This window comes from Streptomyces sp. NBC_00190, assembly GCF_036203305.1.
GTDB lineage: Bacteria > Actinomycetota > Actinomycetes > Streptomycetales > Streptomycetaceae > Streptomyces.
On the sequence record NZ_CP108131.1, the window covers coordinates 707,855 to 734,473 of the forward strand.

The 26,619-nt window shown below is 70.5% G+C and carries 32 protein-coding genes; 20 read left to right on the top strand and 12 right to left on the bottom strand.

Annotated elements, in window-relative coordinates:
• The first annotated feature begins 21 nt into the window (after positions 1-21).
• Together OG429_RS03695 and OG429_RS03700 are read left to right on the top strand one after the other, a co-directional pair.
• Positions 22-1,155, top strand: coding sequence for a molybdopterin-dependent oxidoreductase (locus tag OG429_RS03695; RefSeq protein ID WP_328923820.1), 1,134 nt, complete (start codon positions 22-24; stop codon positions 1,153-1,155).
• Entirely contained in the window at positions 1,155-1,562 is a 408-nt protein-coding gene (locus OG429_RS03700; protein WP_328923821.1) for a hypothetical protein, read from the top strand. Before OG429_RS03695 ends, OG429_RS03700 begins: the two co-directional genes overlap by 1 nt.
• A 62-nt stretch (positions 1,563-1,624) precedes the next feature.
• Here OG429_RS03700 and OG429_RS03705 read toward each other — a convergent pair whose 3' ends face one another.
• A complete protein-coding gene (locus tag OG429_RS03705; protein WP_328923822.1) occupies positions 1,625-2,032 on the bottom strand; it encodes a RidA family protein in 408 nt (135 codons plus the stop codon).
• Between the two features lie 122 nt (positions 2,033-2,154).
• Between OG429_RS03705 and OG429_RS03710 the strand changes: the two genes are divergently transcribed.
• A complete protein-coding gene (locus OG429_RS03710; RefSeq protein WP_328923823.1) occupies positions 2,155-2,535 on the top strand; it encodes a winged helix-turn-helix transcriptional regulator in 381 nt (126 codons plus the stop codon).
• A 70-nt stretch (positions 2,536-2,605) separates the two neighbouring features.
• Here the strand turns inward: OG429_RS03710 and OG429_RS03715 are convergent, their stop codons facing one another.
• On the bottom strand, positions 2,606-3,196 hold the full coding sequence (locus OG429_RS03715) for a TetR/AcrR family transcriptional regulator (protein ID WP_328923824.1): 591 nt from the start codon (positions 3,194-3,196) through the stop codon (positions 2,606-2,608).
• 59 nt (positions 3,197-3,255) lie between these two features.
• Between OG429_RS03715 and OG429_RS03720 the strand changes: the two genes are divergently transcribed.
• Positions 3,256-4,113: an alpha/beta fold hydrolase gene (locus OG429_RS03720; protein ID WP_328923825.1), complete on the top strand. Its 858-nt coding sequence runs from the start codon at positions 3,256-3,258 to the stop codon at positions 4,111-4,113.
• Positions 4,114-4,168: 55 nt separating this feature from the next.
• On the opposite strand, the gene OG429_RS03725 is transcribed toward OG429_RS03720, so the two are convergent.
• Positions 4,169-4,366: a hypothetical protein gene (locus tag OG429_RS03725; protein ID WP_328923826.1), complete on the bottom strand. Its 198-nt coding sequence runs from the start codon at positions 4,364-4,366 to the stop codon at positions 4,169-4,171.
• Between the two features lie 106 nt (positions 4,367-4,472).
• Positions 4,473-6,038 carry an MFS transporter gene (locus OG429_RS03730; protein WP_328923827.1) on the bottom strand — a complete coding sequence of 522 codons (1,566 nt, stop codon included), beginning with the start codon at positions 6,036-6,038 and terminating at the stop codon, positions 4,473-4,475.
• A 127-nt stretch (positions 6,039-6,165) separates the two neighbouring features.
• Between OG429_RS03730 and OG429_RS03735 the strand changes: the two genes are divergently transcribed.
• Positions 6,166-6,609, top strand: a complete 444-nt coding sequence (locus OG429_RS03735; RefSeq protein WP_328923828.1) for a MarR family winged helix-turn-helix transcriptional regulator — start codon at positions 6,166-6,168, stop codon at positions 6,607-6,609.
• 52 nt (positions 6,610-6,661) lie between these two features.
• On the opposite strand, the gene OG429_RS03740 is transcribed toward OG429_RS03735, so the two are convergent.
• Positions 6,662-7,072, bottom strand: a complete 411-nt coding sequence (locus OG429_RS03740) for a hypothetical protein (RefSeq protein WP_405680520.1) — start codon at positions 7,070-7,072, stop codon at positions 6,662-6,664.
• Between the two features lie 318 nt (positions 7,073-7,390).
• Here OG429_RS03740 and OG429_RS03745 point away from each other — a divergent pair, with 318 nt between their 5' ends.
• Positions 7,391-7,621 carry a response regulator transcription factor gene (locus tag OG429_RS03745; protein ID WP_328923829.1) on the top strand — a complete coding sequence of 77 codons (231 nt, stop codon included), beginning with the start codon at positions 7,391-7,393 and terminating at the stop codon, positions 7,619-7,621.
• A gap of 16 nt (positions 7,622-7,637) precedes the next feature.
• On the opposite strand, the gene OG429_RS03750 is transcribed toward OG429_RS03745, so the two are convergent.
• Entirely contained in the window at positions 7,638-8,792 is a 1,155-nt protein-coding gene (locus tag OG429_RS03750) for an FAD-dependent monooxygenase (RefSeq protein WP_328923830.1), read from the bottom strand.
• A 77-nt stretch (positions 8,793-8,869) separates the two neighbouring features.
• On the opposite strand from OG429_RS03750, the gene OG429_RS03755 reads away from it, so the two are divergent.
• On the top strand, positions 8,870-9,427 hold the full coding sequence (locus tag OG429_RS03755; RefSeq protein ID WP_328923831.1) for a TetR/AcrR family transcriptional regulator: 558 nt from the start codon (positions 8,870-8,872) through the stop codon (positions 9,425-9,427).
• Positions 9,428-9,437: 10 nt separating this feature from the next.
• Positions 9,438-9,773, top strand: a complete 336-nt coding sequence (locus OG429_RS03760; RefSeq protein ID WP_328923832.1) for an aldehyde dehydrogenase family protein — start codon at positions 9,438-9,440, stop codon at positions 9,771-9,773.
• Positions 9,774-9,810: 37 nt separating this feature from the next.
• Here the strand turns inward: OG429_RS03760 and OG429_RS03765 are convergent, their stop codons facing one another.
• Positions 9,811-10,467: a DUF5701 family protein gene (locus tag OG429_RS03765; RefSeq protein ID WP_328930147.1), complete on the bottom strand. Its 657-nt coding sequence runs from the start codon at positions 10,465-10,467 to the stop codon at positions 9,811-9,813.
• A gap of 226 nt (positions 10,468-10,693) precedes the next feature.
• Here OG429_RS03765 and OG429_RS03770 point away from each other — a divergent pair, with 226 nt between their 5' ends.
• Positions 10,694-10,948: a hypothetical protein gene (locus tag OG429_RS03770; protein ID WP_328923833.1), complete on the top strand. Its 255-nt coding sequence runs from the start codon at positions 10,694-10,696 to the stop codon at positions 10,946-10,948.
• Between the two features lie 105 nt (positions 10,949-11,053).
• Here OG429_RS03770 and OG429_RS03775 read toward each other — a convergent pair whose 3' ends face one another.
• Complete coding sequence (locus OG429_RS03775) at positions 11,054-12,556, bottom strand: long-chain-fatty-acid--CoA ligase (protein WP_328923834.1); 1,503 nt, start codon at positions 12,554-12,556, stop codon at positions 11,054-11,056.
• Positions 12,557-12,987: 431 nt separating this feature from the next.
• On the opposite strand from OG429_RS03775, the gene OG429_RS03780 reads away from it, so the two are divergent.
• Positions 12,988-13,200: a hypothetical protein gene (locus tag OG429_RS03780; protein WP_328923835.1), complete on the top strand. Its 213-nt coding sequence runs from the start codon at positions 12,988-12,990 to the stop codon at positions 13,198-13,200.
• Between the two features lie 106 nt (positions 13,201-13,306).
• Here OG429_RS03780 and OG429_RS03785 read toward each other — a convergent pair whose 3' ends face one another.
• Complete coding sequence (locus tag OG429_RS03785; protein WP_328923836.1) at positions 13,307-14,221, bottom strand: C40 family peptidase; 915 nt, start codon at positions 14,219-14,221, stop codon at positions 13,307-13,309.
• 214 nt (positions 14,222-14,435) lie between these two features.
• Here OG429_RS03785 and OG429_RS03790 point away from each other — a divergent pair, with 214 nt between their 5' ends.
• From OG429_RS03790 to OG429_RS03805, 4 genes are all read left to right on the top strand, one after another.
• Positions 14,436-15,029, top strand: coding sequence for a TetR/AcrR family transcriptional regulator (locus OG429_RS03790; protein WP_328923837.1), 594 nt, complete (start codon positions 14,436-14,438; stop codon positions 15,027-15,029).
• Complete coding sequence (locus OG429_RS03795; protein ID WP_328923838.1) at positions 15,026-15,901, top strand: alpha/beta fold hydrolase; 876 nt, start codon at positions 15,026-15,028, stop codon at positions 15,899-15,901. The genes OG429_RS03790 and OG429_RS03795 overlap by 4 nt, the downstream gene beginning before the upstream one ends.
• Positions 15,902-15,911: 10 nt before the next feature.
• On the top strand, positions 15,912-16,283 hold the full coding sequence (locus OG429_RS03800) for a hypothetical protein (protein ID WP_328923839.1): 372 nt from the start codon (positions 15,912-15,914) through the stop codon (positions 16,281-16,283).
• Positions 16,284-16,353: 70 nt separating this feature from the next.
• Positions 16,354-16,962 carry a hypothetical protein gene (locus tag OG429_RS03805; protein ID WP_328923840.1) on the top strand — a complete coding sequence of 203 codons (609 nt, stop codon included), beginning with the start codon at positions 16,354-16,356 and terminating at the stop codon, positions 16,960-16,962.
• 176 nt (positions 16,963-17,138) lie between these two features.
• On the opposite strand, the gene OG429_RS03810 is transcribed toward OG429_RS03805, so the two are convergent.
• Both OG429_RS03810 and OG429_RS03815 read right to left on the bottom strand, forming a co-directional pair.
• Entirely contained in the window at positions 17,139-17,336 is a 198-nt protein-coding gene (locus OG429_RS03810) for a hypothetical protein (protein ID WP_328923841.1), read from the bottom strand.
• 144 nt (positions 17,337-17,480) lie between these two features.
• The gene (locus OG429_RS03815; protein WP_328923842.1) at positions 17,481-17,756 is read right to left on the bottom strand and encodes an isoamylase early set domain-containing protein; all 276 of its coding nucleotides are present in this window, start codon (positions 17,754-17,756) and stop codon (positions 17,481-17,483) included.
• Between the two features lie 278 nt (positions 17,757-18,034).
• Here OG429_RS03815 and OG429_RS03820 point away from each other — a divergent pair, with 278 nt between their 5' ends.
• From OG429_RS03820 to OG429_RS03845, 6 genes are all read left to right on the top strand, one after another.
• Positions 18,035-18,271: a hypothetical protein gene (locus OG429_RS03820; protein WP_328923843.1), complete on the top strand. Its 237-nt coding sequence runs from the start codon at positions 18,035-18,037 to the stop codon at positions 18,269-18,271.
• Between the two features lie 619 nt (positions 18,272-18,890).
• Complete coding sequence (locus OG429_RS03825; RefSeq protein ID WP_328923844.1) at positions 18,891-19,373, top strand: lamin tail domain-containing protein; 483 nt, start codon at positions 18,891-18,893, stop codon at positions 19,371-19,373.
• Positions 19,374-19,592: 219 nt separating this feature from the next.
• A complete protein-coding gene (locus tag OG429_RS03830; protein ID WP_328923845.1) occupies positions 19,593-22,115 on the top strand; it encodes a SpoIIE family protein phosphatase in 2,523 nt (840 codons plus the stop codon).
• A 10-nt stretch (positions 22,116-22,125) separates the two neighbouring features.
• Positions 22,126-22,701: a hypothetical protein gene (locus OG429_RS03835; RefSeq protein WP_328923846.1), complete on the top strand. Its 576-nt coding sequence runs from the start codon at positions 22,126-22,128 to the stop codon at positions 22,699-22,701.
• Entirely contained in the window at positions 22,698-23,564 is an 867-nt protein-coding gene (locus OG429_RS03840) for a DUF5995 family protein (protein WP_328923847.1), read from the top strand. The genes OG429_RS03835 and OG429_RS03840 overlap by 4 nt, the downstream gene beginning before the upstream one ends.
• A gap of 100 nt (positions 23,565-23,664) precedes the next feature.
• Positions 23,665-24,885 carry an MFS transporter gene (locus OG429_RS03845; protein ID WP_328923848.1) on the top strand — a complete coding sequence of 407 codons (1,221 nt, stop codon included), beginning with the start codon at positions 23,665-23,667 and terminating at the stop codon, positions 24,883-24,885.
• 102 nt (positions 24,886-24,987) lie between these two features.
• On the opposite strand, the gene OG429_RS03850 is transcribed toward OG429_RS03845, so the two are convergent.
• On the bottom strand, positions 24,988-26,328 hold the full coding sequence (locus OG429_RS03850) for a S28 family serine protease (RefSeq protein WP_328923849.1): 1,341 nt from the start codon (positions 26,326-26,328) through the stop codon (positions 24,988-24,990).
• Positions 26,329-26,619 lie beyond the last annotated feature (291 nt).

The window sequence follows — 26,619 nt, forward strand, 5'->3', positions numbered from 1 at the left end:
CTCGGCAGGTGTCATGGGCTCATGAAACTGCGTGTCCATCCGCCGAGGTTCTCGGGACGGCTCCACGATGCCCGCACGGCGACGGCGATCGGCCGCTGGCTGGCCGCGGCCGTCGCCGCGTGCTTCGTCACCGGCGTGATCAGCCACTACCTTCAGCATCCGCCCGGCTGGCTCGTCGGAGACCTGCCCAGCCGTCCCTCGTGGGGCTACCGGCTGACCCAGGGGCTCCACGTGGCGAGCGGTATCGCCGCCGTTCCGCTGCTGCTGGCGAAGCTGTGGACGGTCTATCCGCGGCTGTTCGAGTGGCCCGCCGTACGTTCGGTACGCCACGCCCTGGAACGGCTGTCGGTGGCCGTGCTCGTCGCGTCGGCGGTCCTCGAAGTGTTCACCGGGATGCTCAACACCGCGCAGTGGTATCCGTGGCCGTTCTCCTTCGTCCAGGTGCACTACGCCCTGGGCTGGGTGTTCATCGGCGCGATGGTGCTGCACATCGCCGTCAAGGCCCCGGAGATCAAGACGCATTGGAGCCGCAGGTCGACGGGCACGCTCGCGCTGCCGGCCGAGGACGGACCGGACCGGCGGGCTCTGCTAGCGGGAGTCGCCGCCGCGGTCGGCGCGGTCACCCTCGCGACGGTCGGCCAGTCCTTCACCCCGCTGCGGCGGTTCGACCTGCTGGCTCCCCGCCACCCCGATCACGGACAGCAGGGCCTGCCGGTGAACCGCACCGCCGTCGCCGCCGGGGTCGCCGCGGTGTCCGTCGCGCAGTGGCGTCTCACTGTTGCCGGACCCCACCCGTACGAACTGACCCTCGACGAACTGCGGGGCATGAGGCAGTACGACGCGACGCTCCCGATCGCGTGCGTCGAGGGCTGGAGCAAGTCCGCGCACTGGAGCGGCGTACGGATCCGGGATCTGCTCGACCGGGCAGGGGCTCCCCCCGAAGCCAGGCTGCGGGTCGTCTCCATGGAGCGGGAGGGCGGGTACGCGGTCACGGAGATGGGCCACACCTACGCCCGGGACGAGCTCACCCTGCTCGCCTTGATGCTCAACGGCGAGGTGCTGTCGCCGGATCACGGCTTCCCGGCGCGCGTCATCGCGCCCAACCGGCCGGGCGTACTGCAGACCAAGTGGGTTCACCGGCTGGAGGTCCTGTGATGCGAACGACTGTCGGCGCCGTCGGCGCCGCCCTCCTGGGTTATGGCGTGCTGCTTCTGTTCGACGGCGGGCAGTACCTCGATGTGGCGGTCTGGCTGGCCGGCGCCGTCGCGCTGCACGACGGCATCGTCGCTCCGCTGGTCCTGGCCGTCGGCCTGCTCCTGGCCGGCGTCCGTGCGAGCAGGACGGTGCGCGGTGCGCTGATCGTCGCCGCCTCCCTGACCGTGGTCGCGCTGCCCGTACTCCTGCGGCCGGGCACGCGGAACAACCCCTCCGTGCTGCCGCTGGACTATCCGCGCAACTGGTCGCTCGCCCTCGTCGCGGTGGCCGTCCTGGCCGCCCTGCTGCACGCCGCCCGGTGGGTGCGAGGCCGCAGGGGAGGCCGGCGGCCGGAGATCGCGGAGTAGGCGGTCGTCCGGCGTCGCCCGTTGCGCACGGCTCGGGCGGCCCCGGAACCGAGAACCGCTGGTCAGTCGATGACGGCGGTGGCTTCGATCTCCACCAGATGCTCGGGGACGTCCAGTGCCGCGACGCCCAGCAAGCTGGCCGGCGGGACCGGTGTGACCCCCAGTTTCGCGCCGGCCCGGGTGATCCCCTCCAGCAGCAGCGGCATCTTGTCGGGGGTCCAGTCGACGACGTAGACGGTCAGCTTCGCCACGTCGCCGAAGGAGCCACCGACCGCGGCCAGGGCGGTGGCGATGTTGACGTAACACTGCTCGACCTGAGCGGCGAGGTCGCCCTCGCCGACCGTGACGCCGTCGGCGTCCCAGGCGACCTGCCCGGCGATGAAGACCAGCTTCGAGCCGGTCGAGACCGACACCTGCCGGTAGACGTCGATTTCCGGCAATCCGTTGGGGTTCACCAGGGTGATGGCCATGTTGCCCGCCTCCATCTGCTGGGAGAGTCGCCGCGATGGTCGCTCTCTTGTGGTTACTCAGGAACCGTAGGAGAGTGATCGCTGACATGGAAGAACGCACTTTTCGGTGACTGGGGAACCTGATGGTGACCAAGCAGTACAGCGGTTCGCCCGAGGACGCGGACCTCAGGCGCGCGGACTCCCTGGCGCGGGAGATCTTCTCGGACGTCGCCAACAAGTGGGCGCTCCTGATCATCGAGGCTCTCGGGGAACACACCCTGCGCTTCAGCGAGCTGCGTGACGAGATCGAAGGCATCAGCCACAAGATGCTCACCCAGAACCTGCGCATGCTGGAGCGCTACGGCCTGGTCGAGCGGACGGTGCACCCCGTCGTACCGCCACGGGTCGAATACACCCTCACCGAGCCGGGACAGGCCCTGCGCGTGACGATCGACGGACTCTGCGACTGGACCCACCGGTACCTCGGGCACATCGAGGCCTCCCGGCACCGCTTCGACGGCTGACAGGAGGAGCGCTCCGGGCGACGAACCCATTCGCCGACCCCGCTCGGGCTGCCTGTGTCGCCGACCGGGATCAGTGATCACTCGCCTGCGTGATGGCTGCGCGCAGCAACTCGGCCATCGATCGGCCGGCCACCCGCAGCGGTTCCGGATCACGGGCAGCCCGGCTGAGCATGAAGGCTCCCTCCAGCATCATGACCATCGAGTACGCGAGGGACTGCGCCGCCTTCGGTTCGGCCACCCAGCGGCCGAACCACCGCGTCGCGGCGGCGACCCACTCCTCGAACACCTCCGCCGTCGCGACCCGCAGCACCTCATCGCTGCTGGCGACCTCCAGCGCCACCGTCCCGATCGGGCAGGCGTCGGCGTAGTCGGCAGCCGCAAGGTCATCCGCGGCCGCTTCGAATGCGCGCACGAGGGACTCCGCAGGATCCGGCACGCTGTCCAGCAGGGCCAGCACCAATCGGCCGTACTCGGTTCCGGACGTGCGGATCATGTCCTCGGCCAGTTGCCGCTTGCCCCCCGGGAAGAAGTGGTAGATCGAGCCGAACGGTGCGTCCGCCTCTGCCGCGATCCGCTTCAGCCCGGTGGCCGAGTAGCCGTGGCGGCGGAACAGCACCGTGGCGGCACCCTGGATCCTGGCTCGTGTGTCCGACCGTCCCATTGCCTTCCACCCCTTTCCCGTCCAAAGTTACAGTAGAACGATCTATCAAGAGGGGTGTCATGCCAAGGATCGAGCTGTCGGCCGGACCCGTCGACTACCAGGACACCGGCGGTGAAGGGCCCGTGCTGGTGTTAGGCCACGGCCTGCCGATGAACGAGACCCAGTGGCGCAAGGTGGTCCCGCTGCTGGACGGATACCGCTGTGTCCTGCCCACGCTGCCCCTCGGCGGTCACCGTCAGCCGATGAACCCGGATGCCGACCTGTCCCAGCGCGGTGTCGCGCGGCTCCTGGGCGAGTTCATCGAGGGGCTCGGCCTGGACCAGGTGACCCTCGTGCTGAACGACTGGGGCGGGGGCCAGTTCCTGGTGTCGGACGGGCGGGCCCAGCGGATCGCGCGCCTGGTACTGGTGGCCTGCGAGGCCTTCGACAACTTTCCCCCGGGGCCGGCCAAGGCCATGGCCCAGGTATGCAGGGTTCCCGGCGGCGTCCGGCTCCTGACGCAGCTCATGCGCATTCCCGCGTTCCGCCACAACCGGAGCGGATACGGCGGGATGAGCCTGCGCGGGATCCCCGACGAGATCATGGACGACTGGTTCGCACCCGCCACCCGCAGCAGGGCCATTCGCCGGGACTTCGCCAAATTCGCCACCGGGGCACCCGACCGCAAGACCCTGCTCGCCTGGAGCGAGCGCCTGCGTGACTTCGACCGCCCGGTACTGGTGGTCTGGGCCACCGAGGACCGATTGATGCCGCGTGAGCACGGCCCCCGACTGGCCGAGCTGTACCCGCAAGGCCGGCTGATCGAGATCGCCGAGTCGTCCACCCTCATCCCCGAGGACCAGCCCGAACGACTCGCCGAGGTACTCACCGACTTCCTCGTCCGAACCGGAGCGGGGCCGGTCCGACACGCCGACTGAGCCCGAAGGCGGCCGGCGGCCCCTCCTTCCGCGGGCGGGTCGGGCCGCTTGCGGCCTACTCCGGCCCCTTGCGGTGGGGCCGCCGGACCGGCTCGTCCACCTGTCCCGGCCGGTCCAGGCGGCTCGCCTCGTCCTCCGCCGCCCGAATGGTCGGCTTGGGCTCGCCCTTGCGCGCGACGTGCGGGGCGCGGCGCCGCTGCTCATCGTCGTGGCCGTGCAGCGGGGCGCCTCCGGCGCCACCTTGGTCGTCCATGGCCGTCTCCTTCGGCGGTTCGACCCCCCTTGTCGTCCGGCGCATGCCCGGACACCTCTGCGGGAAACCTCTGCCCTCTGCTCCGGCGCACCGCCCGTACCAACGTTCAGGAACGTGGGGAGCTCGTCGTGAGCCTCGGCCGGGCCTCCTCCTTCACCGGCCCCGTACGGCGGTCCGGCCGGAACCCGACGGCCAGGACCGCCGCGCCGATCAGCGCGAATCCCGCCGTCCAGAGCGCACCGACATGCATGGCGTGGAGGAACGCGGCATCGGCCGCGTCGGCGAGCCGCGTGTCGTGCGTGGCGGCCGCCACGTGCCTGGCGAGCTCGGCCGAGACGTGAGCCTGTCGCCGCACTGCATCCGGGAGGCCGGTCAGCGAGCCGTCGATCGAGCGCTGGTAGACGATCGAGGTGATCGTGCCGCCGGCCGCTATGCCCAGCACGCTGCCGGTCTGGCGCAGGGTGCTGTTGACCGCGCTGCCCGCGCCGGACCGCTCCGGCGACAGGGATCCCAGCACCGCACCCGTGACGGGAGCGATCACCATGCCGATCGAGGTGCCCTGTACCAGCATGACCGCCGAGTACCAGGCGATCGGTGTGGCGGTGTCGAAGAGGGCCAAGGATCCCATCGCCAGGGCCGCGACGGTCAGCGAGACCGAGGAGACGAGCCGGACGGACGTCCGGCCGGCCAGCCTGACGGCGACGGGCGAGCCGACGACCACTCCGAGTGCTCCCGGGAGCGCCAGGAGCGAGGCGTCGAACGCCGAGTACTGGCGTGCGCCCTGCAAATAGAAAGCGAGATAGAAGGATCCGGCCGTCATGGCCAGGAAGACCATCATCAAGGTGATGTTCCCCGCGGCGAAGCGGCGTTGCGCCATCAGCCGGGGATCGAAACTGGGGTGGGCGATCCGCAGCTCCGTGACGACGAAGGCGGCGATCAGCACGATGCCCGCGGCGGTCCATCCCCAGACGCGCGGCTGCGCGAAGGACGCGTCCTGGCCCGCGCGGATCAGACCGTACGTGAGGAAGCCGAGGCCTGCCGTCGACAGGAGCATGCCGGCCGGGTCGAGGCGGCGGACCTGGGGGCTGCGGGAGTTGGGCACGTACCGCGCGATGAAGCCGAGACCGAGGACGACCACGGGTACGTTGACGAGGAACACCGAGCCCCACCAGAACCTCGCGAGCAGCGCCCCGGCGAGGATCGGCCCTGCGGCGAGTCCGACGCCGGCGAAGGACGACAGCCTGCCGAAGGCTGCCGGTCGCTCGGCGGGCTCGAACGTCCAGCTGACCACCGCCATGGTGGCCGGGACGAGCAGAGCGGCGCCGATGCCCATCACGGCGCGCCCCGCGATGAGTTGGCCGGGGGTGGTGGCGTAAGCGGCGATGGCCGAGGCGATACCGAACAGGGCCATGCCCGCCAGCAAGGTGTTGCGGTGCCCGAACCGGTCACCGAGCGCGCCCCCGGTGAACATCAGGCCGGCGAAGGCCAGCGTGTAGGCGCCCGTGGCCCACTGGAGCTGGCCGGGCGTGGCCCCTAAACCGCGCACGGGGTCGGACAGCGTCTCGAAGGCCGTGGACAGAATGGTGCCGTCGAGCCAGATGAGGAGCTGGGCGAAGATGAGGACGCCGAGGATGAGGCGTCGGCGGGTCGGCGGTGGCGTGGTGGATGACATGTGTGACTGCCTTCGGATCAGGGGGGTTTCGACGCGGCCGCAGCGTACAATCGTCAGGTACCTGACGGTTGCCTCATCGTGACAACTCGTCAAGTTCCTGTCAATCGCAATCTTTGGAGGTCGCCTCATGGGCGAGCACAGTCACGGTCGGGTGCTGAGCTTCCTGGTCCGCCACGCCTGGCTCTGCATGCGGGCGGCGATCGGGGCCGAACTGGAAGAGTTCGGGCTCACCGTGCCGCAGTTCGCGACCCTGATGATGGTCAGGACGTCCCCGGGCATGTCGGTGGCCCAGCTAGCCCGCTCGGTCGGGAGCACCCGCCAAGCCGCCAACGAAATGCTCGCGGCACTGGAACGCGACGGCCTGATCACCCGCTCGCCCCACCCCACCGACCGCAGGACACACCAGCTGCACCTGACCGACCCCGGAAACACGCTCTACGAGAAGGCGCTTCCGGCCGTCCTGCGACGGGAGGCCCAGCTCGAGGAGGGGCTGACCCCGGAACAGCGGGAGGCAGCCCTCATCTGGATGTCGACCGTCTCGACCGCCTGCCAGGAGCCGACGGAGAAGTAACGCCCCCGGTCTCGCCCACCCGCGCGACCGGCGAAGGCCGGGCCCGGCGGGATCAGCGCCCGGGCCGACCGACTTCAGCCTTCCGCTTCGAGGAGGAGATCAAGAGCGAAAGGATGCCGGTGACGACCAGGCTCCCGACCATGACCATGCCCACGCCGATCGCGTAGAGCCCGCTGGAGTCGTCCGACCAGTCGTACCAGGCGGCAATGGTCAGCCCGGCGGTGGTGCCGAGCACCGCGGCCGCGACGTGCCCCCGGAAGGCCGCCCAGCACACCGGCACCAGCAGAGTCAGCCCGAGCCCGATCACCTGCCACGCCTCGTAGGGGCCGGTCGTCGAACCGTCGGGGTGCACGTCACGGTGCTGGTCCCAGCCCAGCCAGGCAGCCCACGCCGCCATCGCGACTCCGGCCAGCACCAGGGCCGCCAACGGTTGGAGAACAGATGTCTGCAGTCGCATGCGCATGACCCCAGTGTTCCGGCTCACCCGAACGCCCATCAGAGCGCAGCTCCTCAACTCCACCCGAGCAGGAACGCCCAAAGCGGAGCCCGCTACGACGCCGGTACGCAGTCGTAGCCGCACGCGATGTGCACGGTGAGACCAGCCCCTTTGCCCGGGGGCCGTCGATCCCTGTCACACGCCTGTGACAGTCGACGGACAGTGTCGTGAAGTCAGGCGGCCAGGCTCTTAACCAGAGAACAAATTGGGACATTCAGCCACATGTCCCTCTGCTTCCGAGGACGTGAGCAGCGATGACCGAGCCGATTCGGCGGAGGAAATCCCATGAGTCTCACACTCGCGACGCCGCACACCGTAGCCCCCGCACCTGAGCTGGCCCCGCGCGAGCAGGAAGCGCTGGGACACATCGCCGCCGGACGCACCTACCTCCAGACGGCCCGCCACATGGGACTCTCCAAGCACACCGTCGACGCCTACCTCCGCCGCATCCGCGCCAAGCTCAACGTCCACAGCACCGCCGAGCTCACCCGCCTCGCCATCACCCTGGGACTGTGACGTTCAGCAACAAACCTCATACGCCGTGTACGGGTCCCGCCTGCCGCCCCGGGGAGGGTTCCAGCGTGGGCGGCGTCCAGTCCGCATGGCGGAGGATCGCGCGGATCGTGGCGCCCGAAGGCGCGAGGCGCAGAGCCGTGTTGCGGGCCGCCAGGGCGAGGGGGTGCGTCAACTGCTGGCCCATCCGGCCCGCTCGGCGGGCCGCGCGGGTCACCGCCTGGGTGCGGGGGCGGCGGGCCGCGTCGTAGCGCGCCAGTGCGGCGGGGAGGCCGGGGCCGGCCGCCAGCTCGGCGGCCAGGGTGACCGCGTCCTCCAGAGCCTGGCAGGCGCCCTGGCCGAGGTTCGGCGTCATGGCGTGGGCCGCGTCGCCGAGGAGGGCCACCCGGCCCACGGCGAAGCACGGCAGAGGCGCGGCCAGCTCGTGGATGTCGTGGTGCAGGACGTCCTCGGGCCGGGTCGCGTCCAGCAAGTGCGGAATCGGCCGGTGCCAGGCGCCGAACCGGCGGCGCAGCACGGCCAGCGGGTCGCGGTGACGTACGCCCGCCGGCGAGTTGATCACGGCGTGCCATTCGGCGCGCCCGTCGGTGAAGGCGATGTGCCCGAACTCCGCACCCGGACCCCAGGTCAGCTCGAAGTCGGTGTCCAAGGGCACCGGTTCGGCGGTGATGGCGCGCAGCACGGTCGATCCGCTGTACGCGGGCCCGGGGTGGCCCTGGAACAGGGCGGTCCGGATCCGGCTGCGCAGACCGTCGGCGGCCACGACGAGGTCCGCGTCCAGGTCCTCGGCAGTTTCCACCTCCGTGCCGACGATCAGGCTGGAGGCCGGCAGTTCCGCCCGCAGCAGCCGGTGCAGTTCGGCACGCGGGATCCCCGTCATCGGGGTTCCCAGGGCCCGCTCCAGCGCGGCGCCGTCCATACGTGAAAGCCACCGCCCGCTGGGGGTGCGCGTCCCGCCCGTGTACTGGCGCCGCGCTGCCGCGCGGACTGCGGGACCCACACCCAGCGCGTCGAGGGCACGGATCCCGTTGGGGGCGAGCGAGATCCCGGCGCCCGCGTCGTCCAGAACGGCGGCGCGTTCGAGGACGGTCACCTCCCAGCCGGTGCGGTGCAGGCCGATCGCCGCCGCCAGCCCACCGATGCCGGCCCCGACCACCACAGCCCTGCCACCCATGACGCCTCCATTTCTACAGGTGTAGAAGACCTGGAGCGCAGCCTACTCCGATGTTTCTACAGGTGTAGAAAGGGGGTGTGAGTGAAGAGCGACGGACCGTCCTGGCCGATGCGGCCATCGAGGTGCTGGCCGAGGCCGGCATGCGCGGGCTGACCCACCGCGCCGTGGACCGGGAGGCAGGGCTCCCGCCGGGCACCACGTCCGCGTATTACCGAACCCGCGCCGCACTGCTGACCGGGCTGGTGCTCCGCCTGGTTGCCCGGGACCAGGCCGAACTCCATACCGCAGGCGAGGCCCTGCCAACCCTCCGCACCCCTGCCGAACTCACCGACGCCTTCGAGTTCCTGACCGTGCTCCGTCTCACCGGCGAAGGCCGCCGCCGCACTCTGGCCCGCTACGCCTGCATGGTGGAGAGCGTCCGCGACCCGGAGCTGCGCGAGATCCTCGTCCCGCGCGCCAACGCGGGGCGCGACGCCGTACGCGCCTTCCTGGCCGCGCACGGCGTCACCGACCTCGACGCCCGTACGCACAGCCTGCTGGCCTGCGTAGAGGGCCTGGTCCTGGAACACCTGCTGACCGGCACCCCGGTCCCCCGCGAGGCCCTGGAGGGACTGGTCGCCGCGGCCCTGCGCTGAGGCGGGGTGCGTGAGCCCTCGCGATCCCGTCCGGCCTTGGAAGGCGCCTCCCGGCGCGCGGCTCCTCACGGTCCAGCAGGCGCAGGACACGGAGGCGGCCCTGGCTCTGGCGAACAGCGTCCCGCAGGCGCTCGGGGCGAGCGTGTGGACCACCGACCTGGAGACCGGCCTCGACCTGGTGGCCCGGCTGAACGCGGGCGAGGCGTGGCTCAACTGCCATCTGGTGCAGACGGCCGAACTCCCGCACGGGGGCCGGGGGACGTCCGGTCACGGCACCGACCTGAGCGTCCTGGCGCTGCACGAGTACCAGCGGCCGAAGATGGTGACCGTGCGGGTGACCCGGTAGCGGCGGCCCACCCCCGGACGCCTCACGAGGACCGGGCCTACTGTCCGCGGCCGTCGGCGGAGGCGAAGCCCAGCCAGGTGTGGCGGTTGCCCCACCAACACCAGCCGATCTTCGGGGCGTTGCACCGCTCAGGGCCGTCCCGCCCCGTGCCGTTGCTGATCCAGATCGCCGGGGTGCGGGCGTCCAGGGCGCCGTTCGCCTTGCGCAGCCGCGAGCCGATGGTCATGAAGCAGTGGTTGCGCTCAAGGACCGCCGGCTGCTGGAGCACCCAGTGGATGCCTTCGGTGAGCAGCAGCGGGGTGCGGTCCTCCTCGGTGAGGGCGGGCAGCGCCTCGTCCGGGCTCCAGTTGGCCATGTGGTCGCCGCGATCGAGGCCGGTGACGAGGTAGAGGGGGGCGTCGGGCAGCTCGACCGTGCAGGGGGTGAAGCGGTCGACGTCGGGCATGTCGGTGACGACGAAGCCGGGCTTGCCGTCGTGGCGGAGCAGCGGTGCGAGGGCGGACGCGGGAACGCGGTCCGGGTGGATGGCGAGCAGGGCGTCGCCGTGTCCGCTGCCGGCGTCCTCGGCGAAGGTGCGCAGCGCGTCGGCGGGCATCCCCGCGAGCTCGTGTACCCCGAGCCCGATCAGGTGTTCCGCTTGGACGGCGAGCGGCGGGAGCGGGGGCACGGTGGCGGTGGACGAGATATCGGGCAAGGTCCTCATCGGTTCCGTCGTCTGGGCAGGTGGACCTGAGATGAACGAGGCAGCCTGCCAGTTCGTTCCCGAAGCCGTTCGGCGACGTCGCCGCGCTGGTTCGTGGGGTGAGGCGAGGCGGCCACCGGGTGCAGACCGGTTGCCTCCCGGCGGCGCCCCCGGGATCCGGGTCGGCAGGACGGGAGGTGCCGGGCTGGGGGACTATCCCCGCTCCCAGGAGGTGCAGTTGCGGCGGGTCTCCGGGGCGCCCGGGGTGAGGCTCGGGCACGGGACCGGCGCCTCCGCCGGTGAGGACGGACGCTCCCATCGCGGCGGCTCGGCCGGTGTGCTCGCCGGGCCTTCCAAGTACAACGTGGCCGCACCTGCGACCAGTACGAGCACCGCCCAACCCGCCACCGCCCACCGCCGGATCGACATCGACATCGTCCGCCCCCTGCCCCACTCGCCGCCCTCGGGACTCCCCCGGACCCATTCTCCGTGACGTGATGCAGGGGCATGCGGACGGCCTGGCGGATCCCCCGGCCGTCCGCGCCGCCTCCGCTCCACCGGGCGGCCCTGCCCGGGCGTCACCCGGTGTGGCGGCCCGTCAGTTCTGGATCGTGATCTCACGCTTGAGGATCTTTCCCGTCGGGCCCTTCGGCAGGCCCGGCACCAGCTGGACGACCCTGGGGTACTTGTACGGGGCCACACGGGCCTTGACGAACTCGCGGAGATCGTCCGCGGTGACCTCTACACCCGGCTTCAGCGTGACGACGGCGGCGACCTCCTCCCCGTGCACCTCGTGCGGGACCCCCACGACGGCGGCTTCGGCGACGGCCGGGTGCTCGTAGAAGACCTCTTCGATCTCGCGCGGGTAGACGTTGTATCCACCGCGGATGACGAGGTCCTTCTTGCGGTCGACGATGAAGTAGAAGCCGTCCTCGTCGAGCCGGGCCAGGTCGCCGGTGCGGAACCAGCCGTCGGCGAACGCGGCCTCGTCGGCCTCCGGGCGGTTCCAGTAGCCGGGCATGACGTTCGGCCCCTGCACGGCGATCTCGCCGACCTCGCCCTCGGCGACGTCCTTGGCCTCCTCGTCGATCAGGCGTACCCGCACACCGTCGATCGGGGTGCCGATCGAACCGGGCTTGCGGAGGCCGTCGAGCGAACCGAACGTGACCACCGGGGCGGTCTCGGACAGGCCGTAGCCCTCGACGACCGGGCACGCGAACGCCGACTCGAAGCGGTGCAGCACCTCCACGGGCATCGCCGAGCCGCCCGTCACGCACAGCCGCAGGGCGCTGCTGTCGCCCGTGAGACCGGTCGAGCCGTTCGCGTCGGCGGCGGCGAGCAGGCCCAGGAACATGGTGGGCACGCCCTCCATCACCGTGACGTGGTCGCGGGAGAGGATCTCGAGCGCCTTCGCCGCGTCGAACCGCGGCAGCAGGGTGACGCGGGCGCCGGTGAGCACCGCCGCGTTCAGACCGCAGGTCTGGCCGAAGACGTGGAAGAAGGGCAGGCCGCCGAAGACCGTGTCCGAAGCCGACATCTTCAGCATGCGTGCCACGGTGGCGGTGTTGCTGCCCAGGTTGCCGTGGGTGAGCCGGGCACCCTTGGGCCGGCCGGTGGTGCCGGACGTGTAGAGCAGCACGGCGAGGTCGTCGGTGTCCCGGTCCACGACCTCGGTACACGGCACGGTGGCGGCCAACGCGGCGCCGAAGTCCTCCGCGGTCACGTCGACGCAATCGATGCCCAGTTCCGCCGCCGCGGCACCGGCCTCGGCCAGCGCCGGCCCCCAGGCCAGGATCAGCCGGGCGCCGCAGTCGCCGGCGCCGTAGCCGATCTCGGCGGACTTCAGCAGCGGATTCATCGGGACGGCGACCGCGCCGGCTCGCAGGATGCCGTAGTAGGCGACCGCGAAGTGCGGGATGTTCGGCAGCAGGATCGCCACTCGGTCGCCGGGCCCGACGCCCTGGGCGGCCAGCCAGCCGGCGACGCGCGCACTGCGTTCGTCCAGCGACCGGTAGTCGAGCGCCAGGCCGTCCAACTGGATCGCGGTGCCGTCGGGGTTCGCCGCGGCGGTGCGGGCCAGGTTGAGGGCGAGGTTGGTCATCTTTGACCTCTTTCTGATGTTCGGTCTTCAGGCGGGCGCCGGTCGCCACTGTGCCGGCCCGCTGACAGCGGGCCGGCACAGTGGGGTGGCACGGCGGGGTGGGACAGCGGGGTGGTGCATGTCCTGCGAGAACTCGGCCACTTCGGCCCTGACTTGATCTTGGCCGCCACCAGGCTATCGGTCAGGCGCCGGACGCGGAGCACTCAGGGCCCGCGGGTCAGGCCCACTGGCTGAGGTCGTACCGTCCGGCCTCGGCAGCAGGCGGTCATCGTGCCGGCAGGACGACGATCCTGTCCCGTGACGGGTCGGCGCAGGCATTCGGGTGGCGGCGCGCCGTGTCGGGCTGCCGGCGTCGGCCTGGTTCGCCATCCTGGGCCGGGCGCGGCATCGCAGTTGCTGCCGCCCCTCACCCAGGCGAGAAGGAGTACGGCATGCCGACGGATGCGGTCAGACGTTTCCTCGCAGCTTTGGAACCGGACCATCGGGAGGCCGTCACGAGCAGACCGTCGGGCGAGCAGGAACGCCTCGCGGCCGCTTGGGAGCAGGAGCTGGAGTCGGACTCCGAGCTCGACACGCTCGATGAACTGTCACCACCCGCGGCAGAGGCCGAAGCGGCCCGTCGAGTCATGGACCGCGAACCCTGACCCGGCCTCCTCGTCCGGCAAGACGATGCCCCGGGACGAGCGCCGAGGGGCATCGTGTTGCGATCGATGCCCCTCGGGGCGTGGCCGGTGTTGCCGGCCACGTGGTTCAGCAGTCGGGGATGACGGTGCCGTTGTTGTCCTTGGCGACGTCGTTGCCCCACCTGGACAGGTAGTACGCGGACACCCACTGCCGGGCCGGGCCGACGTCCGGATCGGTCTTCAGCCACCAGTGGTTGAAGTCGCTCCCGCTGCGGATCTCACGCCCCCACGCCTTGCAGAACACATAGTTGGTCCCCGCGTACAGCGTTCCCGTGCCCGACGTACTCGTCGGCGAACCGTAGACCGGGGCGTTCACGAACGTGTCCACCCAGTACCGGCTGCCGCCGGGCGGATCGGAGGAACCCCCTCCCGGGCCGTAGAGGCGGATGGCTCCGTAGTAGTCACCGTGCGACGAGAGCGCGGACACCTGCACGTGGCCGCCGGAGTACGGCGCCTCGGCGATGTAGCCCTGACCCAGGTACATCGCCACGTGATGGATGGTCGAGGGCGCGTTCCCGAAGAAGACCAGATCGCCGGGGAGCAGCGGTGCGGTGCCGTTGCTGCGGTAGAACCTGGCGACCGCCCGGGAGGAGGTCCACTGGGTCCGGGTCACTCCGTTGATGACGTCGGCGCCCACGGCGAGGTAGTACGCGTAACGGACCATTCCGGAACAGTCCAGGCCCCGGACATTGCAGTCATTCGGGGCGCCGTTGGACGGATCGCAGATCCCGTACGTGGGGCCCGGCTGCCCGCCGTGGCCGCCGCCCCAGGAGTACGGCGTGCCGATCAAGCCGCAGGCGGCGTTCACCGCCGAGTTGGCCTGCGGAGCGGCCCCGGAGGACAGGACGGCGCAGGACGGCGCCGCGCGGGCCTGCGGGGCGCCGGAGAAGAAGACGATGACGGAAGCAAGCATGGCGAGCAGTGCGGCGGGGCGCAGGACCGGGAGGGAGCGCCGCGGTGGGGGGTTGACGCGCGCAGGCATGGAGGTTTCCTAGGCTCGTTGCCACAAGTGGCTTGATGTGAGGGGTAGTTGGCGGCGGCCATTCAAGCAGTGCGAGGCCGGTGCAGATAGCCCGGGAGCGAAAACTGCTGCAAGCGCCGACGAGCACGCGGTACTGCGCTGCTGCTGCACGCCTTGCGTTCCTAGGGGTTCTAGGTTAAAACTAGGACCCCTAGGATGGATCAGGGGAGGACGCATGGCGCGGGCAGGGCTGACGGCGGAGCGGGTGACGATCGCGGGAGCCGAGTTGGCGGACGAGGTCGGGCTCGACCAGGTGACCATGTCGCAGGTGGCGCGACGGTTCGGCGTGAAGGACGCGAGCCTCTACACGCACGTGCGCAGCCTGGAGGATCTGCGCGGACGGATCGCGCTGCTGGCGGCGGACGAGAAGACCATCCGTATCGCGGAGGCGACCGCCGGGCTGGCGGGCAGGGACGCACTGGTCGCGTTCGCCGACGCGTGGCGGGAGTACGCCCACGAGCATCCGGGCCGCTACATGGCGACGCAGACCTCGATCCGGATCGACCCCGAGCTGGCCGCGAAGGCGACCGGACCGCGACGCGCGGTCGAGCTGACCTACGGCATGCTGCGCGCCTACGGACTGGCGGAGCCGGACCTGACCGACGCGGTCCGGCTGTTGCGCAGCACGTTCCACGGCTTCGTCGCCCTGGAGGCCGCGGGCGGATTCGCGCACGAGCGCTCGCCGCAGCAGTCCTGGATCCGCGCCCTCGACGCCCTGCACACCCTCCTGGAGCACTGGCCCCCGTCCCGAGAGGGTGACGACTCGTGATCGACCCGACCATCGGCAGCCTGCGCGTGAACGGCGCGAACCTGCACTACGAAGTACGCGGTCAGGGCCCGCTCCTGCTGCTCATCCCCGGAGGGACGGGCGGCGCGGCCTCCTTCGACGGCATCATCGGCGACCTGGCCGCCGAGTACACCGTCGCGACCTACGACCCGCGCGGCATGTCCCGGAGCACCCTGGACGACCCCGAGGCCGAGCAGAGGGTGGCCGAACACGCGGATGACGCCTTCCGGATGCTGGAACTGCTGTCACCCGGTGAGCCCGCCCGGGTGTTCGGCGCCAGTTCGGGCGCGATCGCCGCCCTGCACCTGCTCACCACCCGCCCTGAACGCATCGAACGCATCGTGGCGCACGAGCCGCCGGTGGTGGAGGTCCTGCCGGATGCCTCGGAACATCGCGCGCTGATCGCGCGCGTACAGGCAACGTTCCACTCGGAGGGGCTCATGCCGGCGATTGTCCTGTTCGCTGCGGGTCTGAGGAAGGACGGCGACACCACCGAGCCGAAGGCCGAGGTCAGGCTTCCACCACAGGCCGCTGCCCGGGCCGAGCGGACGATCGCCGACCTGCCGTATTTCGTCGGGCGCATCGTGCCCGCCTTCATGTCGTACGTCCCGGACATCCACCGGCTGGAGACGCTGTCGGACCGGCTCGTGCTCGCCTGCGGCCAGGACGCACGAGGCGAGCTGCCCTACCGTGCAGCGGCCTGTCTGGCGGAGCGGCTCGGCACGGAACTCCTGCACTTCCCCGGCGGGCACACCGGCCTGACCACACATCCCGCCGAGTCCGCCGAGTTCCTCCGGAAGGCTTTCCGCGCCGGGGCGGCGATCGCGGCCACGCCCGATGGACACTCCGCGTAACGTTCGCCACATGCACACCACCCTCACAGAGCACGCCCGGTGCGTCTGGGGCGACGAGTACGGCCCTACGCCCGAGTGCGAGGCCCGCGAGCACCACTGGACGCGCTTCGCGGAAGAGCTGACCTTCGCCGACTCCGAGGCGATCCTGGCCATGTTGCGTGAGCTGTGCCCGAACCTGATCGACGGTCTCCTGCCCGTGTGGGTACGGAACCTCGCCTACCGGCTGATCCTGCTCCAGCGGCCCCACGATCCGGCGATGATGCGGGAGGCGGCCCTCAACCTCGAAGCACACGGCCCGTCCTGGGACGACATCGCCGAGGACCTGCGCGCCCGAGCGGATGCCCTCGACCCGGCGGGAGCCAGGCCTTGGGGACACGGTTAGGGGCACCTGGCCTCGTTCCGATTTCCCCATACAGAGGCTCGGCGGCCTGCCGGCCCACCATCATCGGTCCATGACCACACCCAGCCCCGAACTGCGGCTCGCGACCTACGTTCAAACCGTCCTTGGCGACGGGCCGTTCCTCCCGCCCGGCGGCTGGAGCCACATGGGCGCCGTCATCTGCGACACCAGCTTCCAGGCGCGCCGCAAGTACGAGTCAACGATCCGGCCCCGGCTTCTCCAACTCCAGTCGGCATGGCCCGACGCCGCCACGGTCCGCGGCTTCCAGGCACGACTCTCCACGGAAGACCTTTCCGTAGCCATGAACTTCAACAGCCCCCTGAGGGTCGCGACAGCGCACGCCATCACCGCTCTGCTGGCTGCGCGAGAGGTCGACACCCGTGACGACCTCCACGCGTGGCTCGGCCACCGAGCTAACCGCGCCGCCCTGCGCGCGGTGAAGGGGGTCGGGCCGAAGAGCCTGGACTACATCGGGAACCTCGTCGGCAGGTCGCAGGTCGCCGTGGACGTACATCTCCGCGCTTTTGCGGCGGACGCCGGTGTCCCGGACCTCGGGTACGAGCAGCTGCGAGCGGTGTACGAGTCGACCGCGGCCGTTCTCGGCCACGAACCCGGCGGATTGGAACACGCCATCTGGCGGTTCAAGTCGCAAGCCGTGTAGCCCGTCCGGCCGGACGTCCGCTGTACGGCGGCTGGGGGGCCGGACACGCCGGGTTCGGCGGATCAGGGCGGCGTGAGCGCGCTCAGGACCGGCGAAGTGGGGATCACGATCACCGATTTCGACTGTCTGCCCTGGGAGATCCAGGCATGGCGGCCATCTGGCGTGATGGCCATCCCTCATGCCGCCTCGTCCATGAGTACACGGCGAGCCTTCCTGACGGCGGTGTCGAATACCCACACCTCGCCCGGCTCGCCGAGCACACTGCTGGTCACGAAGGCGTGTCGCCCGTCCGGGGTAAGTGCCGCGTCGAAGCCGGCACAGCCCGCGATGACCGGGTGGCCGTCGACCGGCGCTTTGGTGTCGGTGTCGACCACGACGACTTCACATAGGCGAGCAGCCCGTCCGGGGTGATCGCCACCCCATGCGGCCTTGCGCCCACCCGAATCGTGGCCATGGCCGTGACGGATGCGGCATTGCGTCTCCTCACTCCCGGCGCTGCGCCGGAGGAAGGCGGAGGTTCAGGTGTGGATGTGGCCGTTGCGGCCGTCGTGCGCGTCAGCCGTGTCGTCGTCGAACCAGTGGCCCCCCGCTGCCAGATAGCGGAACGCGTGCCGCTGCCCGGAAGGCAGGTTCACGGTCACGGCCCGCAGGCCGCCCTTGCGGTCCTTGAGCGGGTGCGCGCCCGGGGTCCAGCCGTTGAAGTCCCCCACGACGCTCACCGGGCCTGCGGGAACGTCCGCGGGCAAGGCGAAGGTCACCGCGATGGAATCCTTGCGAAGCTTGCGTTCGAGCACGGGGCCGGCTCCCTTTTCTCCGTCGGACGAGCCACAGGCCACCATCGTCACCCCCCGCGGGACCGAGCGGCAACGCGGCACGAGCAGCACACCCCCGCCGGGGCGACCACCGGATCCGCCGCACGGCCCTGTCCACGCTCCATGCGCTCGGCGAGCGTCAGCCGATCCCTTGGCCTCACCGGGCGCCGCAGGACGACGAGGGCCCATGCGCGGCACGGCGACGTGCGTCGGCGGCTGACCGCGATTACGGCAGGCCGTGACGTGGAAGCGATCTCCGCATGACCGAAAGCGCGAGTCCCTACATCTCCTCGGCGCGGGTCACCGTACTCGGCGTACAGCCTGGTGACCCGCCGTTCCGCATCGTGGAGATCGATGGCGAGATCGTCGGCACCGCCAGGTCCATGACGGACGTGATCGTGACCGCCGCCGCCTGCGGCATCACGATCCACGACCTGGACAACCCGGGCGAGGTCCGATGGGTCGGCGGCGGGAAGTACCACTGGCATTCGTTCTGACAGGGCGGCCCGGATCCACAGGAGCAGCGCGCGGACCGGCTGCCGCAGAGAACTTGGCGTACCTCGCTGGACTTGGCGCGGCCCCGGCCACCACCCGGGCACGCGGCCCCGCCCGTCCGCGCTTCCCCCGCCCGCCGACGCGGCCGGACCCCGGTTGCACCGCGCCCATGAGGCCCGCTTCGTCTCCGGCGCGGGACGGGCGGACCACAACCGGCACGAGAGCCGTCTCAGCACACCACGCCTCGCACACCAGAATCGATTCCGCATCTCCCTGCGAAGGAATGCGAGCGCCGGCTGTTACAGGGCCCTGAACCCGTTCGGCGCAGGGACGAGGGGAGCCTTCGGCGGTGTGATCTCCGTTGCCGGATACGCGGTTCGCAGGCCTCCCACCGGCTTGCGCCGAATTGCCGCGTTATCCGTGTCAATGCGGCTTTGACAGTTGCCCATTACAAGGGAGAGTTACGGACATATCCGGATTGGGCAACACGCGCCGAATGAGCCGTGTTCAGGGGCGGTTGGGGGCCAGAGTGTGGCTCCTCGGCAGGACGCCGGGAACCGTTCGAAGCTCGTCCGGCTCGCACGAAGCCGGACCGGGCCGTCTGTTGAAGGGGTCATCTCCATGTCTGCTTCTCTCGCCACCCGCCGTGCTCTCGCCGCGCTCCTGGCCGCCGGTGGCCTGATCGGCGCGGCGGCTCTGCCGGCCGCCGCCGACGACCACGGGCGCGACCACCGCAACTCCCGCTCCTCGATCGTCATCGGCGACGTCCAGTACGAGAGCCCCGGCCGCAACGACCGCTCCAACCGCGCCCTGAACGGCGAATGGGTCGAGGTGAAGAACACCGGCCGCAACAGCGTCAACCTGCGCGGCTTCACCCTCAGCGACCGCGACGGCAACCGCTACCGCTTCAACGACTTCCGCCTCGACGGCCGCTCCAGCGTCAGGGTCCACACCGGCCAGGGCCGCGACACCCGTCACGACGTCTACCAGGACCGCCGTCACCAGGTGTGGGACGAGCGTGACACCGCCACCCTCCGCGACAACCGCGGCAACGTCATCGACTCCGAATCCTGGGGCCGCCGCGGACACCAGCACCGCGGCTGATCCAGACCGGCAGCCACACCCACGAGGAGGGTGAACTGCCGGCCACGAGGTGTGGAGTGGCGTGCCACGGCTACCCAGCCGCGGCGCGCCACACCCGTGCCAGGGCCCATGCCGAAGACGTCCTGGTCAGGGCTGGGGCGCGCCCTGCGCGTTCGACGCATCACCCTGAGTCGCCACCGTGGCCGGGCTGACCCGCGTTAGTCTGCGCACACTGGAAACATGCCCGGGATGACTTTCGGCGAGACGGCGGAGCGTGAGGACCTGCTCTCCGCAGCTGCTGTCGAAGCCGTCGAAAGGACCAGTGCCTACGCCGGGAGTGTCTTTCTCCGTTCCCGCGACCGCCGGTCGGTCGTCCTCGCCGCTGCCTGCGGGGTGCCGCCCTCCCTGCTCGGCGGCTGGCGCCTCATTCCGGTCAGCAGCCCCATCCCGGTCGCCGTGGCGTACAGCGCCGGACGCACGGTCCACCTGGCTGACGCAGAAGAGACCATGCGCCGGTATCCGCAGGTCGCGCTGGCTCTGCCGTACGCGTTCGGCTCTTGCTCCGTTCCGGTGAGCGCGGGAGGCGAGGCCTTCGGCACGCTGGCGATCGTGTGGGCGGCGTCCCCCGGCAGGGAAGGGCTCTCCAAGGCCGAGCGCCGCCGCGTGCGGACCATCGCCAGACGGCTCGGCGACTCCCTCGCCGCCTTGCGGGCGCGTACGGGCGATCCTGTGGAATGCGACCCGGACACGGTCCCCGTCGAGGTTCCGGCTCCCTCGCCGTCGGCCGTGCGGGTCGGCTTCTTCGACTGGGACCTTGCCGCCGGCACCGTGGCCATGGACGATCAAGGCTGCGCGATCTTCGGGCTTGACCCCCGCGCATTCGACGGACGAGCCGAAACGCTCGGTTCCCTCCTGTACCCCGGCGACCTCGCCGTATTCCGGGCTTACGCGCGGACGGCGGCTGCCGAAGGCCAGCCCGTAGCACGCCGCCTGCGCGTCCGGGTCGACACGGACGGCGGCGGAAAGCACCGCACGGTCGAGCTGTGGGGCCGCACACCGGAGGCCGAAGACGGGCGGGCACGCGCCCAGCTGGTCGGCGCGGTCGTGGACGCGCGGGCCGGCCAGCTGGCCCTCTCGGCGATCGAGCGTCTGACAGACGGACTGTTCTCGCTCGCCCCCGACGGGCAGGTCACGTACGCCAACCGCAGCGCCCTGCACCTGCTGGACGTTCGCAGAGACGCACTGCTGGGCCGGTGCCTCTGGGACGCGCTGCCATGGCTGGCCGATCCCGACATCGAGTACCGGCACCGGTCCGCGATGATCTCCCAGGCGCCGGCGTCCTTCCTCGCCTGTCCCTCGCCGGACCGGTGCCTCGCCTTCTCCCTCCACCCCGCACCGGACGGGGTGACCGGCCGCGTCGTGCCCGTCGGCCAAGCGCCTCCGGACTCGACGCCGTCCGCCCCGCCCGTCTTGGCAGCACCCGCAACCGCCCCGGCACGCATGGGCGTCATGTACCACGTCCTGCAGCTGGGCAGCGCGCTGACCGAGGCGGTCACCGCCCGCGAAGTCTGCGAAGTGGTCTCCGACCAGCTCCTGCCGGCCTTCGGAGGCCAGCGGCTGGCCATCTACGTGGTGCGCGAGGAAACGCTGCACCTGCTCTTCCACACCGGGCACGACAAGGGGTTCCTCGACTGGCTGGAGGGCGTACCCCTGCACGCCCACCTGCCGGGCACGGAAACCCTGACGTCCGGCGCTCCGCTCTTCATCGAATCGCAGCAGGAGCTTGCCCGGAACTATCCGGACATCCCCACGGGTGGGGTCAGCTCCTGGGCGTACCTGCCACTGATCGCCTCCAGTCACCCCGTCGGCACCTGCATCCTCGGCTTCGACGAGATCCACCGGTTCACCGAGAAGGACCGCGGCGTCCTGACCGCACTCGCCGGGCTGATAGCCCAGGCTCTGGAACGAGCTCGGCTCTACGACTCGGAGTTCACCCTGGCGCGCGGCCTGCAGCAGGCGCTCCTGCCGCACCGGCTGCCGGTACTCCCGGGTATCCGCACCGTCATGCGCTATCTGCCCGGCACCAGGGGAATGGAGATCGGCGGCGACTGGTACGACGTCATCCCCACCGACAGCGGGGTCTGTCTCGTCATCGGAGACGTGGAGGGCCACAGCATCGCCGCCGCGGCCACCATGGCCCAGCTGCGCAGTGCGGTACGAGCCTTCGCGGCCGTAGGGCACGCGCCCGGCGATGTGATGGCGGGCGCCAACCGGACCCTCATCGACCTCGACCCCGGGCTGCTGGCCAGTTGCTGCGTCATTCACCTCGAACCCCGGAGCCACCAGGCCCACGCCGTCACCGCCGGCCACCCCCCACCCCTGCTCCGTCACCCCGACGGGACCACCGACGTCCTTGACCTGGGCATCGGCCCGATCCTCGGTGTGGAGCGTGCGAGTGCCTATCCCGAAACCCGGATCGAGGTCCCGCCCGGATCCGTCCTGGCCCTCTACACCGACGGCCTGGTCGAGGAGCCCGCAGCCGACATCGACGTGGGGATCGACCGGCTGCGGGCGTCCCTGGCCCACGCCCGTGCCGACTCGCTCGACGAACTCGCCGACCGGCTCCTGCACAACGCCCGCGGCTCCGCCTACCGGGCCGACGACATCGCCCTGCTCCTCATCGAGACCGCCACCGACCAGCACGCCGCTCAGGACGAGAGACACGCCCCCGCGCTTACATTCCGTACACGCAGCCAACAGTAGACTACACAGGGTGACGAACAATCTCGGCAGTGCTCCGTCCCGCTCAGACGCTCCCAGTCACATCTACTACTTCGACGTGGGGGCCGGGCACTGGCAGGGGGAGTTCACGTTCCGCGTCACCTCGTGGCGACGCTTCCGCGGCACCCGCGGCCTCGGACTGCGGAACCGGGCGCTCGTCGTCGCGATGGCCGTCACCCAGCGGCTGACCGGCGCGTCCCGGCTGGAGTCGACGATCATCGCCAGCCCGTCGGCGGGCGCCTTCGGTGTGGCCGACAACGTGGTCAGGCTCACCAAGTTCGGCGTGACCCTGTACCTGTTGAAGGAGCGCTATCTGCTCGCCCCTGACGGCAGGGGCGTCACCGTGCAGGCGAACGAGCAGTTCGGCCCCGTGCCGGGCATCCTGACGCGGCGGTTCACCTACCCCGCGGAGATCCAGCCCTCCGGCATGGGGTCCGTCTACCACATGCCGCTGCTGGGGAGCCCATGGACGGCTACGTACCGGGTGGGAGCCGACCGGCAGAGCCTGGCGGGGGAACTCGTCTGCACCTGGGCGAAGGCCACGGAGAACGCCCGCCGGGTCTCATGACAGGGGACGCCGCTGCCGCAGCTGCCGCTGCCGCTGCCGCCGAGAAGGTCGCCGGAGTGGCCCGGGAGCTCGCCGCCCGCGTCACGAGGTACGACGCCCAACGGGACCATCGTGCGGTGTTCGCCTACACCTACTTCCGGCTCACCTCCGACCTCGCCGCGAGCCTGCGTACGAACGGCCTGTCGTTCAGGGCGCCCGATTGGGTCGCCGACCTGTCCGTCTCCCTCGCCGCGGGCTATTTCACCGCGATGGATGCCATCGACACCTGGCTGGGCCTCGTCCCCGGTGCCCGATCCCGGCCCGGCGGCGAGATCCGCTCCGCCGATCTCCCGGAGACCATCCCGAAACCCTGGCGGGACGTCTACGCCGCCTCGACCGTGCGGCATTCCTATGTCCTGGAGGAGGTGCTCTTCTCCATGATGGCGCACATGTCGTACGACCTTCCGCTGGCGCTGCGGGCCCTGGTCGCGCGCGGGGAGGTCCACCACCGCATCGCCGACTTCCACCGCATGAACGACCTGCTGGCCACCTCCATCGACGGGGTCCAGGAGCACATCGCCGCCCGCTACTGCCGTCGGCTCGATTCACTGGACCGCTTGTTCACCCGCGACGACGAACTCTTCACCAGCTACGGGATCCGGGTCGCCCGGGGGCTGGCCTGGTTCAACTGCGACAGGCTCCTGGATCCGGACGCGAGGGACGAGGCCATGGGCTCCATCAGCAGGTCCACGGCCGCGTTCATCGCCGAGTTCCGCTCCCCGGACGACTGGCGGCGCCGCCACGCCTTCCAGGTCCTGCGGGCACTGGTCCCCTCCCGTCGCCAGTGGCCGGCGCCGGGCACGCCCGTCGAGGCCCTCCGCTGAGCCTGTGGCTGAGGTGTTCATTCAGGGAGGTGCCGATCAGCTGTTAGAATGATCGCGTTGGCCTTCGGCGCCCCCATGGGCGTGTCCGGAGGCTTTTTTTATGCCATCTGACACGTCTTCACCCATCACGCCGCCCACCACCGGCTACCGCGCCCTGCTCCGCAACCGCGAGTTCGCCGGCCTGTATGCCAGCTTCACTCTGACCACCGCCGCGACCACCCTGTCGGGCTTCGCCCTCGGCATACTGGTCGACCACCAGACGGGGTCGCCGTTCCTGACGGCCGTCAGCATGTACGGCGCCACGTTCGCGACGGTGCTCGGCGCACTGACGCTGATGTCGGTCGCGGACGGGGGCCGCCCCCGCCGGACGCTCGTCGCGCTCCAGTGCGTCTCGCTGGCGGGTGTCGCCGCCCAGGCGATTCCAGGGCTGCCGCTGGCTGCCCGATTCGGTCTGCTCCTGGTGCTGGGGTTCTTCCAGTCTCTCGGGACCGGAACACGGATGGGGCTGCTCGCCGAGGTCGCGCCGGCCTCCACGTACGCGCTCGCACGTTCACTGATGAACATCACCTCGGGCGGCATGGCGATCCTCGGCTACGCCATCGGTGCCCTACTGCTCCGGTGCCTGAGCCCGCAAGGGGTCTTCGTCATAGCCGCTGCCCTGACCGGGCTCGCACTCGTGGTCGTGGCGACAACCGTCCGGGAACACTCGATCCGTCTGACCCGCCGCCCCGGACTGCGCCAGACCTGGACCACCAACGTCGCGCTCTTCTCCCGCTCCGGCCAGCGGGCGCTGCTGCTGAACCTGTGGGTCCCCAACGGCCTGCTCGTCGGGTGCGAGGCCCTGTTCATCTCCTACTCCCCACACCACGCCGGCACCCTCCTGGCCGCCGGATCGGCCGGCATGCTCATCGGAGACCTTGTCGTCGGGCGGCTGCTCACCGCCGACCAGCGGCGCCGCTGCGCGTTCGCGCTGCGGCTGCTGCTGGCCGTCCCGTACCTGCTGCTCGCCGCCCACCCGTCCACACCGGTGGTGACGGCCGCGGTGTTCGTGGCCAGCATCGGGTTCGCCGCCACCCTGCCGCTCCAGGAACAGCTCCTCGCGTCGACCCCCGACCCGGTCCGGGGCCAGGTGCAGGGCGTCGAGTCCGCCGGCCGCATGACGTGGCAGGGCATCGGAGCCGCGATCGCCGGCGGCGTCGCGCAACACTTCACCCCTGGCACCGCGATCACCGCTCTGGCCGCGGTCTCCGTCGCCGTCACCGTCTTCTCCCGACCCTTCGTGGTGCGCGCCCGTGCGGCCCACCCCACCTGGATGCGATGACAGGACACAGTCCGGCGCTCCGGCCCCGAAGACCGCCGCCCACATCTGTACTCGTCATGCCGCGGCTGCCGTCACACCCCCCCTGACACCTCTTCGGGGTCGTCAGCGGACCTCTGCCCCCGTCTGGCCGGCCCAGCGGCGCAGTGCGGTGGCGGCCTGTTCGGCATCGTTCGAGCTCAGGCCGGTGATGGAAACGTGGTGGTTGGCGTCGGGGACGTTGAAGAGGTAGGAGTCGTAAGTGCCGCTGCCCAGACGGAAGTGTTCTGCGAGCGCGATGTCGTTCTCGCCGTTGACGAACATGAGTGAGCTGCCGTGGTGGCGTACCCAGCGGTCGATGTCCGCCATCGCAGAAGGCTGGAAACGCAAGGGGATGTCCCTCGGCACGTAGGAGCGGATCTCCTGGATGCCCGGGTAGCGCAGCAGTCCGTCCAGGTAAGGGGCGGCGAACTGTGCGTACCCGAGTTGGGTGCCCAGTTGGTAGAAGTACGGTGTGAACGCATCGAGCGTTTGGTCGGTGTAGACCGGGAGCTGGGTCACCGTGGCGACCCATGCGTAGAGGGCGTCGTCCGTGGCTGTGGCGGCGGGTATGGATGCGCAGCCGCCTTTGGGCTGATGCATCCAGAACATCATCGGCAGGCGCAGCACGGCGAGTTCGAATGCCCGGTCCCCGCTGCCGATGGTCCGGAACGTCCTCTTCTCGCCCTCGGCCCACCGGGCGTACCGCTCCGTCATCGCCTCGCGCCGTATCAGCGCCTCACGCTGAGCGGACTTGATCGCGGCGCGGCACTCTGCGGTGCCGACCTCTTCGAGGCGGGCGTCGAAGGCGGTGTCGTCCCGGTCGTCCGTGTTGTTCGGGGCGGAGTAGGCGACCGTACCGGCCACGTCTTCCGGATAGAAGCGGCGGTGATAGACGGCCGTCATCCCGCCTTTGCTGCCACCGGTGGAGATCCACGCACTGCGATAGATCCTCTTGAGGGCCGTGATGAGGCGATGATGGTCGCCGGCCGCCTGCCCGATGGTGAGCTTGGACCAGTCCGGGTCTTCAGGCCGGGACGTCCCGAAGAACCGCTGCTCGGTGGTGATCTGGTTGGCGTCCAGCAACTGGGTCGGCTCGGTGAGCCGGTTCGGTGACGGTCCGAGGTCGTAGCCGCTGGAGTGGAGCACCATGGGGCGCTGTGTCGACTTGTGCACCAAGGTCAGCCTCTGGTCGAAGGAACCTTGGTCGGGGTGCCGGTGGTCGGTCGGCTGCCGGTAGGTGAGGTCGAGGACGACCTGGCCTGGGGCAGCGGGCCGTTCGCCGAGCACCCGCATTCCGGGGATGGCCTCGATCCGGGCCCGGATGTCGCCGTCGGACGGCCGTGCCAGAGCCGGGACGGACAGCCCGGCGGCTGTCAGCAGAGTCATCAGGACGAGAGTGAGCAGGAGCTTCGTCGCACGCTTCATGACTCCAGACAACCGGACGCGGTGGAACTGTGGATCCCCCGAGCGTGGATGGCGTCTCCCCCTCATGGGGGGAGACAACTCATGTCCTCTATGAGCCGGCCCTCTCCACTGCCGTTGCCCATCGGCTGAGCGCACCGGAGGGGTAGCCCTACCTGGAGCTGGGCGGGTAGCAGGATCGCCCCGGGCGGGCGGATCCGGACAAGCTGGGGCAGGAACACACCCTCGGTTCCTCAGCGATTCCTTGATTCCTTGATTCCTTAGGAGTTGACTCGTGCGCGAACAGGCATGGGC